Below are 14,346 nucleotides of genomic sequence, written 5' to 3' on the forward strand. Positions count from 1 at the left end.
CATCGATTCTCCCCACCCGTCGACGTGCACCCGATCAGGCCTGCCCCGCCGGTTCCAGGAACCCCTCCCCCACCAGCAGGCGGATCGCCTGCGGGGTGCGATCGCGCAGCAGCACCGGGTCCTCGTTCATCAACTGGGCGATCGCGTCCAGGATCCGGCCCGCGGGCAGTGTCCCGTCACAGACGCCCGCGAAGCCCGCACCGACCGCGTCGACCTTCGTCGCGCGCCGCATACCGCGGTTCTGACGCAGCACCACATGCTCGGGGTCCTCCGCGCCGGGCAGCCCGACCTGCTCCTGCATCACCTCCGGCGCCAGAGTGAAGTGATCGGCGAGGAGAGCCGCGTCGTCGTGGGTCCGCAGATAGTCCTGGCGCGCGAAGTGGGCCTCCACCGCCTCGCCGAGCGGCTGCTCCACCGGATGCGGCCACTCCTCGATCACGATCGACGGGTTCTCCGCGGTCGATTCCGACTTCCGCAGCGTGATCCAGCCGAAGCCGACCCCCTTGGTCTTGCGGGCCTCGAACTCGTCCAGCCAGGCGTCGTACCGCGCGGCGTACTGCGCGGGGTCCGTACGGTGGTCGCCGCTGTCGCGCAGCCACAGCTCCGCGTACTGCGTGATGTCCTGCATCTCGCGCTGGACGATCCAGGCGTCGCAGCCGCGCGGCACCCAGGAACGCAGCCGGTCATGCCACTCCTCGCCGTCGACGTGCTGCCAGTTGGCGAGGAAGTGTGCGTACCCCCCGTCGTTCAGCCGGTCGCCGGCCTGCTGCACCAGCGTCCGGCACAGGTCGTCGCCTCCCATGCCACCGTCGCGGTACGTGAGGCGGGCGCCGGGCGAGATGACGAACGGCGGATTGGAGACGATCAGGTCGTACGTCTCGGTGCCGACCGGCTCGAAGAGGGAACCCTCGCGCAGATCGGCCGGGGCGGCACCGGACAGGGCGAGGGTCAGCCGGGTGAAGACGAGGGCTCGGGGGTTGAGGTCCGTGGCCGTGACCCGGGTGGCGTGCTGCGAGGCGTACAGCGCCTGGATGCCGGAGCCCGCACCGACGTCGAGCGCGGAGGCGACCGGCGTACGGACGGTGATCCCGGCGAGTGTGCTGGACGCCCCACCGACACCGAGGACGACCCCCTCCTCGTGCGAACCGATGCCACCGGCACCGCCGACCGCACAGCCAAGATCGGAGACGATGAACCAGTCCTGGCCCTCCGGTCCGCTGTACGGCCGCACATCGACGGTGGCCCGCACCTCGTCGCCCTCGCGGATCACCCAGCCGTCCTCGACGCACTCGGCCAGCGGGAGCGCGGTGCGGGCCCGCTCGTACGGGACGGGGCGCTGGAGCAGGAAGAGCCGCACCAGCGTGTCGAGCGGCGAGTCGCCACGGGTGGCACGCAGCGCCGGAACCGTCTCGCTGCGGGCGAGCGCGGCGTAGGCGGGCGCACCGAGCAGGTCGAGGAGCCCGTCGGCGGTGAAGGCGGCGGCAAGCAGGGCTTCGCGGAGCCGGGGCGAACGGTCGGGCGCGGGGAGGCTGGTCGTACTCACCCGCCCATTGTGGCCGCTCCCGCTGACAACGGCACCGGCCCGGCAGCCACCTGGGCCGCCGGGCCGGTCGTACGGCTGCCGGTTACGACTTCTTGCTGGGCGAGGCGGATGGCGCAGGAGCGGTCGGCGCGACCGAAGCCTTCGGCTTCTGGCAGCCGGGCTGCTTGGCCATCGCGGTGCCGACCTCGCCGGACTGGAGCTTCCTCAGCGCCTCGTCACCGCTGGTGCTGATCTTGTTCAGCTCGTCGGCGATGCCCTTCAGACCGTCGGCGAACTTCGCCTGGTCCTTCGTGTTGAGCTCATCGACCTTCTTCTGCAGGTTCGCGTACGCCGCCGAGGAGGCGTTGAGCTCCTTCACGGCCTCCTTCTGCGTGGCCTCGCCGCCATCGACCGGCGGTGCGCCCGCGGATTCCACCGCTGCGCCCAGCGCCTTGTACGCCTGCGAGATCTGCTGGAAGGCGGCCGAGTCGGTCTCCTGGACGTCGGCGGGCTTGCTGTTGTCGGCGGTCTGCTGCTGGATGGCGGCGTTGGCGTTCGCGATCTTCTGCAGCTGGGGCTTGACCTGGTCACAGACTTTCTTGGCCCAGTCGTTGACCTTGTTGTCGCTGCTGCTGTCGTCGCTGCAGCCCGACAGCGCGAGTACGAGTACCGCACCGCCGGACAGTGCGGCTGCAAGCTTCTTGTTCACCGGATCGGTCCCTTCCAAGGCTCTCGGCCCCGGAACTTACACGCCGGAAGACCTCCATCCGGGTGCCGAGCGTCCAGTGCATGACCTTTTGCAGCCATTTGCACCAAGGGAAATGAGGGAGATACCACTCGCATGCGAACGGGTGAACAAGTCGAACAGGCGAACGCCACGAACAGATGGAGGGGCGGGCGGCACATCCGATGTGCCGCCCGCCCCTCCATCCCTCATCCCTCGGCCAGCTGCCGCCGACGGACTGATCGGCTACCGATCAGCCGCTGCCTGCGGGCTGCCGCGCCGTTTCCGGCGTCCGCCTCACGAAACGGCCGCCGGGTCGGTCGTCTCGGCGGTCCTGCCGCCGTCCTCGTCGTCGTCGCCGCCGGAATCACCCTCCTCGCCCACGGCGATCCCACGGCGCTTGGAGACATAGACCGCGCCGACGATGACCGCGATGGCGAGCACCGCCACCACCGTCCGCACACCCGCACTCGCGTCCGCCCCGTAGCTGAACTGCACCACCGCGGGGGCGATGAGCAGCGCCACCAGGTTCATCACCTTGAGCAGCGGGTTGATCGCCGGTCCCGCCGTGTCCTTGAACGGGTCGCCGACCGTGTCGCCGATCACCGTCGCGGCGTGGGCGTCGCTGCCCTTGCCGCCGTAATGACCGTCCTCCACGAGCTTCTTGGCGTTGTCCCAGGCGCCTCCGGAATTGGCGAGGAAGACCGCCATCAGCGTCCCGGTGCCGATGGCGCCCGCGAGATACGAACCGAGCGCCCCGACGCCGAGGGTGAAGCCGACCGCGATCGGTGCGAGCACCGCGAGCAGTCCGGGCGTGGCGAGCTCACGCAGCGCGTCCTTGGTGCAAATGTCGACGACGCGTCCGTACTCAGGCTTCTCGGTGTAGTTCATGATCCCGGGGTGCTCGCGGAACTGCCGCCGCACCTCGTAGACCACGGCCCCCGCGGACCGGGACACCGCGTTGATGGCCAGACCGGAGAAGAGGAAGACGACCGCGGCACCGAGGATCAGCCCCACCAGGTTGTTGGGCTGCGAGATGTCGAGGCTCAGCCCCATCGCTCCGGCATTGGCCCCGACGTCGTCGACCGCCGTGGCGATGGCGTCGCGGTACGAGCCGAACAGCGCCGACGCCGCGAGAACGGCGGTGGCGATGGCGATGCCCTTGGTGATCGCCTTCGTGGTGTTGCCGACGGCGTCCAGGTCGGTGAGGACCTGGGCACCGGCGCCGGTGACATCACCGGACATCTCGGCAATGCCCTGGGCGTTGTCGGAGACCGGACCGAAGGTGTCCATGGCCACGATCACCCCGACGGTGGTGAGCAGCCCGGTGCCGGCGAGGGCCACCGCGAAGAGCGCCAGCATGATCGACGTACCGCCGAGCAGGAACGCCCCGTAGACACCGAGGCCGATCAGCAGCGCGGTGTAGACGGCGGACTCCAGACCGATGGAGATACCGGCGAGCACAACGGTCGCCGGTCCGGTCAGCGAGGACTTGCCGATGTCCCGGACAGGGCGCCGGTTGGTCTCGGTGAAGTAGCCGGTGAGCTGCTGGATCAGCGCGGCCAGCACGATGCCGATGGCAACGGCGACCAGGGCGAAGATCCGCGGGTCGCCGCCGTGCGAGGTGATGGCGCGGTCGGTGACGCCGTTCAGGTCGGCGTACGAGGACGGCAGATAGACGAAGACGCCCACCGCCACCAGGACGAGCGAGATCACCGCGGAGATGAAGAAGCCGCGGTTGATGGCGGTCATCCCGCTGCGGTCGGCGCGCCGCGGGGCGACCGCGAAGATCCCGATCATGGCGGTGATCACACCGATCGCCGGCACGATCAGCGGGAAGGCCAGTCCGGCGTCGCCGAAGGCGGCCTTGCCGAGGATCAGCGCGGCGACGAGGGTCACGGCGTACGACTCGAAGAGGTCGGCCGCCATGCCCGCGCAGTCCCCGACGTTGTCGCCCACGTTGTCCGCGATGGTGGCGGCGTTGCGCGGGTCGTCCTCCGGGATGCCCTGCTCGACCTTGCCGACGAGGTCGGCACCGACGTCGGCGGCCTTGGTGAAGATGCCGCCGCCGACCCTCATGAACATGGCGATGAGCGCGGCACCGAGACCGAAGCCCTCCAGCACCTTGGGCGCGTCGGCGGCATAGGCGAGGACCACGCAGGAGGCACCGAGCAGCCCGAGCCCCACCGTGATCATGCCGACTACGCCGCCCGTACGGAAAGCAATCTTCATCGCCCGGTGCGACACGGCGGTGAGATCCTTTTCCGGTTCACCTTCAGCCGGCGTCGCCTCGCGGGCCGCGGCGGCCACTCGCACATTGCTGCGTACGGCAAGACGCATGCCGATGTATCCGGTGGCCGCCGAGAAAAGCGCACCCACCAGGAAGAACACCGAACGGCCTGCACGCTGCGACCAGTTGTCGGCCGGCAGCAGCAGGAGCAGGAAGAAGACCACGACGGCAAAGACGCCGACGGTCCGCAGCTGCCGGGCCAGATAGGCATTTGCGCCTTCCTGGACGGCTGCCGCGATCTCCTTCATACGGTCGGTGCCCTCACCGGCCGCCAGCACCTGGCGTACCAGCAGCCTGGCAACGATCAGTGCGGCGACGGCCACGGCGGCAACGACGATCACGATGACGCGGTTGTCATCGGTCAGTACCGCGGCCGCGAGTGAGGTGGGCCGGTCGGAAAGTGCGGAAACTTCGGGCAGTTCTGCCAGTGATGTGTTGAAGAACCCCGCCATACGTCCTCCTCGACGCTCAGCGCTCAAGACGTGGACGGATTGTAGGGAGCGGAACCTGATCAAAACAGTGCGCGGTAAATCTAATTGACCTTCTACCCCAGATCGGCAAAAGATCGCATTCTCAGATTGAGCCGAATGCAGTAATGGGGCAGACACATTGTCCGTTGATCGTTTATCGATCACAAATGAAAAAGGCCCTGCTCAGCAGGGCCTCGAAGAACGGATCAAGCGTTGCGCACCGGGTGGGCCGGGACGGGCCGACCGGCCGTCGCGCCTGCGGCGCCTCAGGGAGTCAGCGGTGCGGGCGTCTTCGGCCAGCTCATCCGGATCACTCCGCCGTCGGCTGCCGATCTGACTTCCACATCATCGACGAGGCCGCTGATGACCGCGAGACCCATCTCGTCCTCGCCGTCCGCGTCAACCTCGGATTCCGGCTCATCGAGCCCCCCGCCGGGCGTGGCGCCGCGTGTCCCGGACGCTGTGGCGGACCCGGCTTCGCCGCCCGGGCCGGGCACCTCGTCGCCGACCTCGATGGAGAAGGACTTCTCCTCCTCGGTCAGGACAACCTTGATCGGAGCGGTGATGCCATGACTGCGGTGCAGCCCGACAGCGCGGCTGCAGGCCTCACCTACGGCGAGTCTGACCTCGTCGAGCGCTGCCTCGTCGACCCCGGCCCGGCGCGCCACTGCGGCCGCCACGAGGCGGGCCGTTCTGACGTGTTCCGGCTGGGCACTGAAGCGGAGTTCAACGGTGGCCATGTGATCCCCCTCAGACGTACGGGCGTGCATCTCAAGGGCCCGGGCGTGCCGCCCGGTACCCTTGGCTCTCTTCCTCCGGGACCCGGCGGAGCCACCGGCCGACCAACAGCCGACAGCTTGCCGCCGAAGCCCCGGTCCGGCCACCGGCCAACGGCAGCCGACGGCCCGGCCCGGCGGACCGACGGCCCAGTGGACCGCCTGTCCGCCGAACGGGCTGCCTGCCGGACCGACCTTCGGCCGATCCGGCCGCGGACCGACCTCAGTCGGTGGCCGCGACAGCCTCGTCGACCGTGGTGTGAATCGGGAACACCTTGGTCAGACCAGTAATCCGGAAGATCTTGAGAATGCGCTCCTGGTTGCAGACCAGGCGCAGCGAGCCCTCATGGGCCCGGACACGCTTCAGGCCGCCCACAAGCACGCCGAGGCCGGTGGAGTCGAGAAAGTCGACACCTTCCATGTCGACAACCAGGTGGTAGCTGCCGTCATTCACCAACTCGACCAACTGCTCGCGCAGCTTGGGCGCGGTATACACATCAATCTCGCCACCGACCTCGACGACCGTACGGTCGCCACCAGGGCCGGACACATTGCGAGTCGACAAGGACAGGTCCACGGATCCTCCAGCACCTTGCTATCGAGCGGTCGCCCCTCGGTCTCCCCGACGGAGCCAGGGGACGGATCGCCAGCCGCGATGGCATTCAATCACTTACCAGCAGCCATGCACGACGCCTTGGGACCATTGTCCGTCACGGCGGTGACACACTCGGTGCTGATGGCCAAGAATCACCGCCCCAGTCGACCACCCGTGAGCGGGGACTCCCGCCCCTCTCCCGCCATGATCCTCCACCGGCTCGCCGCAGGGGCGGGCCGGTCCGCGCGCATCACTCATACGGAGCACTTGCCCCCGCGCACGGGAACCCATGCCATCTGGCCGGATCGCATCCGGCCAGAAGTGATCGCCGCCATCCAGAAAGCCGGCATCGACCACCCGTGGGCGCATCAGGCGGCCGCTGCGGAGCACGCCCTGGACGGCGAATCCGTCGTGATCGCCACCGGAACGGCCTCCGGCAAGTCGCTCGCCTACCTCGCCCCGGTTCTCAGTGCCCTGCTCGACGGCTCGGAGGCCCCCAACGGCCGCGGCGCGACCGCCCTGTATCTCGCACCCACCAAGGCCCTGGCCGCCGATCAGCGACGTTCGGTCAAGGAACTCGCGGCGCCGCTCTCCAACGGGATCAGGCCAGCGGTCTACGACGGCGACACCCCGGTCGAGGAACGCGAGTGGGTACGCCAGTACGCCAACTACGTCCTGACCAACCCCGACATGCTGCACCGCGGGATTCTGCCGTCCCACCCCCGCTGGTCCTCGTTCCTGCGTGCCCTGCGCTTCGTCGTCATCGATGAGTGCCACACCTACCGCGGCGTCTTCGGCTCGCATGTCGCCCAGGTGGTGCGCCGGCTCCGCCGCCTCTGCGCCCGCTACGGGGCCGATCCGGTCTTCCTGCTCGCCTCGGCCACTGCGGCGCAGCCCTCGGTGGCTGCGGGCCGTCTCACCGGTCTCCCTGTCAGGGAGATCGCCGACGACGCCTCGCCCCGCGGCGAAATGGTCTTCGCCCTGTGGGAGCCACCGCTGACCGAGCTGCACGGCGAGAAGGGCGCCCCCGTACGCCGTACGGCCACCGCCGAGACCGCCGACCTCCTCACCGATCTGACCGTCCAGGGCGTCCGCTCCGTCGCCTTCGTACGCTCCCGGCGCGGCGCCGAGCTCATCTCCGTCATCGCCAAGGAGCGACTCGCCGAGGTGGACCGCTCACTGCCCGCCCGGGTCGCCGCCTACCGCGGGGGATACCTCCCCGAGGAACGCCGCGCCCTGGAGCGCGCCCTGCACTCCGGCCAGCTGCTGGGCCTGGCCGCCACCACCGCCCTCGAGCTCGGCATCGATGTCTCGGGCCTGGATGCCGTCGTCATCGCCGGCTATCCCGGCACCAGGGCGTCGCTGTGGCAGCAGGCCGGCCGAGCCGGACGCGCCGGGCAGGGCGCTCTGGCCATCCTGGTGGCCCGCGACGACCCGCTGGACACCTTCCTCGTCCACCACCCCGAGGCGCTGTTCCAGCAGCCTGTGGAGTCGACCGTCCTCGACCCGGACAACCCGTACGTCCTCGCCCCCCATCTGTGCGCGGCAGCCGCGGAGCTTCCGCTCACCGAGACCGACCTGGAGCTGTTCGGGCCCGCCGTGGGCGAGCTGTTGCCGCAGCTGGAGGCCGCGAAACTGCTCCGCAAGCGGGCGTCGGGCTGGCACTGGACCCGCCGCGAGCGGGCCGCCGATCTCACCGACATCCGTGGCGAGGGCGGCCGCCCGGTCCAGATCGTCGAGGAGGGAACCGGCCGGCTGTTGGGCACCGTCGACGAATCGGCCGCACACACCGCCGTCCACGACGGAGCCGTCCACCTCCACCAGGGCCGCACCTATCTGGTCCGGAAACTGGATCTGGAAGACTCGGTTGCCCTGGTCGAACAGGCCGACCCGCCGTACTCGACAACCGCCCGAGACACCACCTCCATCGCCGTCCTGGAGACCGACACCGAGATCCCGTGGGGTGACGGACGGCTCTGTTACGGCTCCGTCGAAGTCACCAACCAGGTCGTCTCCTTCCTGCGTCGCAAACTGATCACCGGCGAGGTCCTCGGCGAGACCAAGCTGGACCTGCCGCCCCGCACGCTGCGCACCCGCGCCGTGTGGTGGACGGTCACCCAGGACCAGTTGGACGCCGCCCGCATCAACCCGGAGATCCTGGGCGGAGCGCTCCATGCCGCCGAGCACGCGTCGATCGGAATGCTGCCCCTCTTCGCCACCTGCGACCGCTGGGACATCGGCGGTGTCTCCGTGCCGCTCCATCCGGACACGCTGCTGCCGACCGTCTTCGTGTACGACGGCCATCCCGGCGGTGCCGGATTCGCCGAGCGGGCCTTCCACACCGCCCGTGGCTGGCTCACCGCCACCCGCCAGGCCATCGCGTCCTGCGAGTGCGAGGCGGGCTGCCCGTCCTGCATCCAGTCCCCCAAGTGCGGCAACGGCAACGATCCGCTGCACAAGCGAGGCGCCGTCCGCCTCCTCGGCGAACTCCTCAGGTCCGCCCCAGCGGACCCGGAAGAGCCGGGGGAGCCGGGGGAGCCGGAGAACCTGACCCCGGAGCGGTCCACGGAGAGCCGAACGGATCCGGAACGGCCTCCGGAGGGCCCGCCCGGGACCTGACCGTCGGCGTGTAAGGCCCGAACCGCACCCGGGCCGCCACATCGGCGATCTCCCCCTGCACTGCACACCGCACCAGCACCGCCCCCTGAGCCCCGGCCACCTCCTCGGCCGCCCGGCACGCCGCCTCCGTCCCCCGCAGGGCCCGGTCGGCGGCTGCCAGGGCCGCCAGGTCCGCCGCCCCACCGGCCCGGTGCCGGGCGACCACCACTTGTCCGAGAGCAAGCACGATCGCGAAGACCGCACACAGCGCGGCCGTGGTCATCGCAACCCACACAGTCGCCACTCCCCGGTCCCCTCCCCCGCACCGCCGCGACCCCGACAAGCGCCGCACCCGCCGCATCTGCCATGCCCGCCACGCCTCCCGCATCCGCCGCCGGGCCGCCTGCCCCGAACCGGCATCCTCCCTAGTCACGGCGCCACCCCCACCGTGTCCTCGGCCAGCGCTGCCGCCTCCGCGCTCAGCGTCAGGGTCAGCGAGCCGGGTCCGGGCGTCTGTGCAGCGACCCGTACCCGCCACAGCTCCCCGGCCCGTTCCAGATCGACCCGAGCCCGGTCGGGTGCCGCCGAACGGGCGGCTGCCAACACCTGCGCCTCCGGTTCGGAGCGGGCCGCCGCCCGAGCCCCGGCCCTCGCCGCATCCACACACCGGATCTGGGCGGAGGCGGCCATCAGCGCCCAGACAAGGGCCAGGGCGAACAGCGCCAGTACCGGAATCACCATGGCCGCCTCCGCCGTCACCGCGCCCCGGTCGCCTCCCCCTCCGCCACCCCTGGCCTCGCCGTTCCCGCTGCCGGGACGTCGCCTCTCAGAACTTCGCATCGAGCGCGTCCTTGAGAAGCGACTGCAGCGCCGTCATGACAGGCGGACTGGTGACCACCTTGTAGAGCACCGCCGCGAACGCGCAGGCCGCGATCGTCCCCACCGCATATTCGGACGTCGTCATTCCGCCGTCCGACCGGGCTCGGCGCACCATGCCCCGCACCCAGCTCCTGATTCGCTGTGCCATTTCAACCCCCGAGAATTGTTCGATTTGAATCGAATGAATACCTATTGCCACCTTTGTCTCAGCCGGTGTGCAGCAGTCCGGTCGCCAGGCCGATGACCACCGGCGCCACCCCGACCGCCAGAAAGGCGGGCAGAAAGCAGAGCCCCACGGGTGCCGTGATCAGTACGCCGGCCCGCTGGGCGCGCGCCACGGCCGCACTCGACCGTTCCGCCCGCATCGCCTCGGCCAGGCGGGAGACCGGCTCCGCCGCGGGAGCCCCGGTCGAGCCCGCCCGCTCCAGACAGCGGGCCAGTGCACCGGCGCCCGGTATCTCGCCGAACCTCCCCCAGGAGACGGCCGGTTCGCCGCCCAGCCGGATCTCCGCGGCCGTCCGCGCCAGCCGCTCGCCGACCGGACCGCCCAGCGACTCCCCCACCGCCTCGGCCGCCTCACGCGGCCCGGCTCCGGCCGAGATGCAGGCCGCCAGCAGATCGGCTGCCAGCGGGAGCTGCTGTGCGGTCTCCGCCGCCTCCGCTGCGGGCACGCCGGGTCTGCGCCGATCGCGCGTCCGCTGCCACCGCCAGGTGCCGTACGCGGCCGCCAGGCCGGCCGCGCCCCCCAGCGGACCGCCGACCAGAATCCAGCCGGTCACCACAGCACCCAGCAGCGCGGTCAGATCCCTGACCCGGGCCCCGGACACCGACCGCCAGCGCCGCCGCTTCCCAGGGTCGACCGCCAGCAGCAACGCGCCCCGGCGAAGCACCGTCCGCTCTCGCCGCCGCCCGGCCAGGGCGAGAGCCGGATACGCGACCGCGCCCAGGACCACCCCCAGCAGACCCAACCCGTGAACAAGGTGCACAACCTCGCCTGCCACCCGGCTCATGCGGCTTCCCCCGCCCGAACGATCCGGCCGGCCCAGAGGAGACCGGCCGTCTCCAGCAGGCCGCCGACCGCCAGGCAGACCAGCCCGGCCGGACCGTGCAGGAGCACCCGCAGCGGGTCGGCCCCGAGCGCCGCCCCCAGCCCCAGACCCAGCACCGGCAGCAGCGCCAGCACGGCCACCGTCGACCAGGCACCCGCCAGCTGCGCCCGCAACTCCTCCCGCCGGCGCCGCTCGGCCCGTAGCGCTCCCTCCAGGCGGTCCAGACCGGCCGCCAACCCGGCCCCTCCGTCCACCGCGACCCGCCAGCACACCGCCACCCCGGCGAGCCCTTCCAGGCCCGGCTCACGCGCCGCCTGCCCGAGCGCCGCCGGCACATCGCCACCGAACCGTGCAGCAGCCGACACGGCGGCCTCCGCCGTACCCATCGCGCCGGTGCTGCGCACGGCGACCAACAGCGCCTGCCCCGGCTCGCGCCCGGCCCGCAGCTCACCCACCACCGCACCGCACAGCGCCACCACCGCGTCGGCCCGGCGCTCGCGCTCCCGCCGCCCGGCCCGCCTGCGCAGCCACCGCCGTACCAGCGGCACCGCCACCGCCCCCGCGACCACCGGCAGCAGGGACTCCCCCAGCACGGCAAGCACGAGCGCCACCGGCAGACAGAGCCACTCCGTGCGCCCCCGGAACATCCCGCCGCACCGCTCCAGGACCCGCTCCCAGCAGCTCCGCGACGCCGGCTCACCCACCCCGTCGACGAACAACACCCTGGCCCGCCGCAGCCCTTGGTCCTGCCCCACCGCCAACCAGGCAGCCGCCCCCACACACACGGCCATCGTGTACGTCGCGTACTCCGCCGCCCCCGCCGACAACCCACCGGTCACATCGCACCCCCGATCAGCGACCGCAGTCGCTCCCAGCCCCGCTCCCGGACGAAACCGTCGGCGCCCCAGCGCAACGCGGGTACCGTTACCACCAGACCGGCCGCATCCCGCTCCAGCACATGCACCTCGGCGATTTTTCGCAGCCCGGCCCGGTCCCGTACAAGATGGACCACCACCGACAGTGCCGCCGCCAACTGACTGTGCAGCGCCACCCGGTCGAGTCCGGCCGCCGTGCCGAGGGCCTCCAGACGGGCGGGGACATGCTCGGCGGCGTTCGCGTGGACCGTGCCGCAACCGCCCTCGTGGCCCGTGTTCAACGCGGCCAGCAACACCGTCACCTCGGAACCACGCACCTCCCCCACCACCAGCCGGTCCGGCCGCATCCGCAGCGCCTGACGCACCAGGTCCTGCAGGGTCACCCGGCCCGCCCCTTCCTGGTTTGCAGGACGCGACTCCAGGCGCACCACATGCGGGTGGTCCGGCCGCAGCTCGGCCGAGTCCTCGGCGAGCACGATCCGCTCCCGCTCCCCGACGGCGCCCAGCAGGCTCGACAGCAGCGTGGTCTTCCCCGCGCCCGTGCCGCCACTGATCAGATACGAGACCCGGGCCTCCACCAGCGCCCGCAACACCCGGTCCCCGCCCGGCGGTACGGTCCCCGCCGCAACCAGCTCCGCCAGCGAGAAGGCCCTGGGGCGCACCACCCGCAGCGACAGGCACGTGGAACCGACGGACACCGGCGGCAGCACCGCGTGCATCCGCGTCCCGTCCGGCAGCCGGGCGTCCACCCAGGGCCGGGCGTCGTCCAGCCGCCGCCCGGCGACCGCGGCGAGCCGCTGCGCCAGCCTGCGCACTGCCGGGGCGTCCCGGAAGGTCACCCCGGTGAGTTCGAGCCCGCCTCCCCGGTCCACCCACACCCGGTCCGGCGCGGACACCAGCACGTCCGTGACCGCGGGATCGGCGAGCAGCGGTTCCAGCACCCCGGTGCCGACCAGTTCGCCGCGCAACTCCTCTGCGGCTCCGAGCACTTCGGCATCGCCGAGCAGCCTTCCCTGTGCCCGCAGCGCGGCCGCCACCCCGGCCGGGGTCGGTGCGGCGCCGCTCTGCGCCAGCCGCTGCCGCACGGCGTCGAGCAGTGCGTCGGTCATGACACCGCTCCCCCGGCGACGCCTCCGGCAAGCGCCCGCTCCCAGAACGCCGTACAGAACCTGGCCAGTGGGGAGCGGGCGCTGCCGCCGGGCGGCGTCCCACCGTCCTGAGCAGCGAGCAGCCCCGGCTCCAGCGGGAGTTCGCCGACGAGCGGCAGCCCCAGCGCATCCGCCACCCAGCGCTCGTCCAGACCCGCCGCGTACGGACCGCGTGCCATCACCCTCAGATCGCCCAGGATCATCCCGGCCATAGAAGCCACCCGCTTCGCCGCCGCGACCGCCCGCAACTCGCCGGGGACGATCAGCAGCCCGAGGTCCAGCTGGGCAAGCGCCTCGGCCACCGACTCGTCGACCCGGCGCGGCAGGTCGACAACCACCACCCCACCGAGCCGGCGCGCGGCCGCCAGCACCGCCGCCATGGCCGGTGGCGGAACGACCACCCAGTCGTCGCGGCCCCAGCTGAGCACCCGCAACCCGTGCAATGCGGGCAGCGACTCCTCCAGGGCGCCGCCGCCCACCCGCCCTTTGGAATGGGCGAAATCCGGCCACCTCATCCCCTCGGCGCGCTCGCCGCCGAGCAACACATCGATGCCGCCACCCAGCGGATCGCCGTCGATCAGCATGGTCCGCCGCCCGCTCCTGGCCGCGGCGACGGCCAGCGCGCAGGCCAGTGTCGACGCGCCGGCTCCGCCCCGCCCGCCGATCACTCCGACGGTGAGCGCGGGCCTGCCCACGCCCTCCGCCGCATTGGCGATCTGATCGACGAGCCAGCTCTCCGCGTCGGGCAACCGCAGCACATATTCCGCCCCGATCTCCACGCCCCGCCGCCAGACGTCCGGGGCGTCCTGGTCTCGCCCCACGAGCATCACGCCCTGTCTGCGCGCGACTCCACGGCATCGCGGGGCCGCGTCGTCGCCCACCAGAACCATCGGAGCCCGCTCCCAGCCGCCTCTGCCTTCCGGCGGCGTGTGGTGAACCTCAGGCTCCGCTCCGGCGGCCGCGCACAGCCGCAGCAGATCGTCGAGCAGTTCCACATCCTCGGTCACGATCAGCGGTCCGCCGCTCCGCTCTTCGGCGACCGGCAGACGATCCCGTGCGATGGATTCGGCCACGATCTCCGCCCCCTTCTCCCTGCACCTTCACCGCGGTTTCGCGGCGATCTCGGATCCTTCCGAGATCGGCGATATCCGGAACCCGCGGACTTCGCGGGTGGAATCACCGTGCAACGCTTCGGGAAATCGTGTGGATCTTGCTCAAAAACTGTGGACAACTCCACCGCTGTGAATATCTCCGTCACCCATACCGGCGACTTCCGGAGAGCAGCGCTTCCGCTACACACTGTGACGAGTCATGGTGGTTCGAGAGCGCGGAAAAAAACGGGCCGTCGCGGCCGAGAAGGAGACAGAATGCTTGATTCCGAGCGCCAGAAATGCGTCCGGACATGCGACGACCCCCGCCG

12 protein-coding genes and 1 pseudogene are annotated in these 14,346 nt (G+C 71.2%); 1 reads left to right on the forward strand and 12 read right to left on the reverse strand.

Annotated features, from left to right (window positions below; all coding sequences use genetic code 11):
* Positions 1–34 precede the first annotated feature (34 nt).
* From ACWCP8_RS35750 to ACWCP8_RS35770, 5 genes are all read right to left on the reverse strand, one after another.
* Entirely contained in the window at positions 35–1,543 is a 1,509-nt protein-coding gene (locus tag ACWCP8_RS35750; protein WP_451120499.1) for a DUF7059 domain-containing protein, read from the reverse strand.
* Positions 1,544–1,625: 82 nt separating this feature from the next.
* Positions 1,626–2,231 (reverse strand): small secreted protein, encoded by a 606-nt coding sequence (locus ACWCP8_RS35755; protein WP_352268416.1) that lies wholly within the window; start codon positions 2,229–2,231, stop codon positions 1,626–1,628.
* Between the two features lie 312 nt (positions 2,232–2,543).
* A complete protein-coding gene (locus tag ACWCP8_RS35760) occupies positions 2,544–4,988 on the reverse strand; it encodes a sodium-translocating pyrophosphatase (protein ID WP_352268820.1) in 2,445 nt (814 codons plus the stop codon).
* A 284-nt stretch (positions 4,989–5,272) separates the two neighbouring features.
* Positions 5,273–5,746 carry an ATP-binding protein gene (locus ACWCP8_RS35765; protein ID WP_328627252.1) on the reverse strand — a complete coding sequence of 158 codons (474 nt, stop codon included), beginning with the start codon at positions 5,744–5,746 and terminating at the stop codon, positions 5,273–5,275.
* 259 nt (positions 5,747–6,005) lie between these two features.
* Positions 6,006–6,359 (reverse strand): STAS domain-containing protein, encoded by a 354-nt coding sequence (locus ACWCP8_RS35770; protein WP_003967428.1) that lies wholly within the window; start codon positions 6,357–6,359, stop codon positions 6,006–6,008.
* A gap of 78 nt (positions 6,360–6,437) precedes the next feature.
* Between ACWCP8_RS35770 and ACWCP8_RS35775 the strand changes: the two genes are divergently transcribed.
* A complete protein-coding gene (locus tag ACWCP8_RS35775) occupies positions 6,438–8,996 on the forward strand; it encodes a DEAD/DEAH box helicase (protein ID WP_352268819.1) in 2,559 nt (852 codons plus the stop codon).
* Between the two features lie 40 nt (positions 8,997–9,036).
* Here ACWCP8_RS35775 and ACWCP8_RS35780 read toward each other — a convergent pair.
* The 7 genes and pseudogenes from ACWCP8_RS35780 to ssd form a co-directional block, all read right to left on the reverse strand.
* Positions 9,037–9,363 (reverse strand): annotated as a pseudogene (locus ACWCP8_RS35780) (Rv3654c family TadE-like protein); the annotation flags it as partial.
* Positions 9,364–9,404: 41 nt separating this feature from the next.
* Positions 9,405–9,815, reverse strand: a complete 411-nt coding sequence (locus ACWCP8_RS35785) for a TadE family type IV pilus minor pilin (protein WP_352268818.1) — start codon at positions 9,813–9,815, stop codon at positions 9,405–9,407.
* Positions 9,802–10,002, reverse strand: a complete 201-nt coding sequence (locus ACWCP8_RS35790; protein WP_267004449.1) for a DUF4244 domain-containing protein — start codon at positions 10,000–10,002, stop codon at positions 9,802–9,804. Before ACWCP8_RS35790 ends, ACWCP8_RS35785 begins: the two co-directional genes overlap by 14 nt.
* A gap of 58 nt (positions 10,003–10,060) precedes the next feature.
* Positions 10,061–10,864, reverse strand: coding sequence for a type II secretion system F family protein (locus tag ACWCP8_RS35795; RefSeq protein WP_352268817.1), 804 nt, complete (start codon positions 10,862–10,864; stop codon positions 10,061–10,063).
* The gene (locus ACWCP8_RS35800) at positions 10,861–11,742 is read right to left on the reverse strand and encodes a type II secretion system F family protein (protein ID WP_451120503.1); all 882 of its coding nucleotides are present in this window, start codon (positions 11,740–11,742) and stop codon (positions 10,861–10,863) included. The genes ACWCP8_RS35795 and ACWCP8_RS35800 overlap by 4 nt, the downstream gene beginning before the upstream one ends.
* Positions 11,739–12,887, reverse strand: coding sequence for a TadA family conjugal transfer-associated ATPase (locus ACWCP8_RS35805; protein ID WP_383924879.1), 1,149 nt, complete (start codon positions 12,885–12,887; stop codon positions 11,739–11,741). The genes ACWCP8_RS35800 and ACWCP8_RS35805 overlap by 4 nt, the downstream gene beginning before the upstream one ends.
* Positions 12,884–13,933 carry a septum site-determining protein Ssd gene (gene ssd, locus ACWCP8_RS35810; RefSeq protein ID WP_451120522.1) on the reverse strand — a complete coding sequence of 350 codons (1,050 nt, stop codon included), beginning with the start codon at positions 13,931–13,933 and terminating at the stop codon, positions 12,884–12,886. The genes ACWCP8_RS35805 and ssd overlap by 4 nt, the downstream gene beginning before the upstream one ends.
* Positions 13,934–14,346: the final 413 nt, after the last annotated feature.

It is taken from the genome of Streptomyces sp. NPDC002206, from assembly GCF_053593595.1.

Bases quoted from the DNA above. Each gene is read 5' to 3' on its own strand.
- ACWCP8_RS35790 (WP_267004449.1), bottom strand. From the start codon at position 10,002: ATGGCACAGCGAATCAGGAGCTGGGTGCGGGGCATGGTGCGCCGAGCC.
- ACWCP8_RS35760 (WP_352268820.1), bottom strand. From the start codon at position 4,988: ATGGCGGGGTTCTTCAACACATCACTGGCAGAACTGCCCGAAGTTTCC.
- ACWCP8_RS35765 (WP_328627252.1), bottom strand. From the start codon at position 5,746: ATGGCCACCGTTGAACTCCGCTTCAGTGCCCAGCCGGAACACGTCAGA.
- ACWCP8_RS35785 (WP_352268818.1), bottom strand. From the start codon at position 9,815: ATGCGAAGTTCTGAGAGGCGACGTCCCGGCAGCGGGAACGGCGAGGCC.
- ACWCP8_RS35795 (WP_352268817.1), bottom strand. From the start codon at position 10,864: ATGAGCCGGGTGGCAGGCGAGGTTGTGCACCTTGTTCACGGGTTGGGT.
- ACWCP8_RS35775 (WP_352268819.1), top strand. From the start codon at position 6,438: ATGGCATTCAATCACTTACCAGCAGCCATGCACGACGCCTTGGGACCA.
- ACWCP8_RS35805 (WP_383924879.1), bottom strand. From the start codon at position 12,887: ATGACCGACGCACTGCTCGACGCCGTGCGGCAGCGGCTGGCGCAGAGC.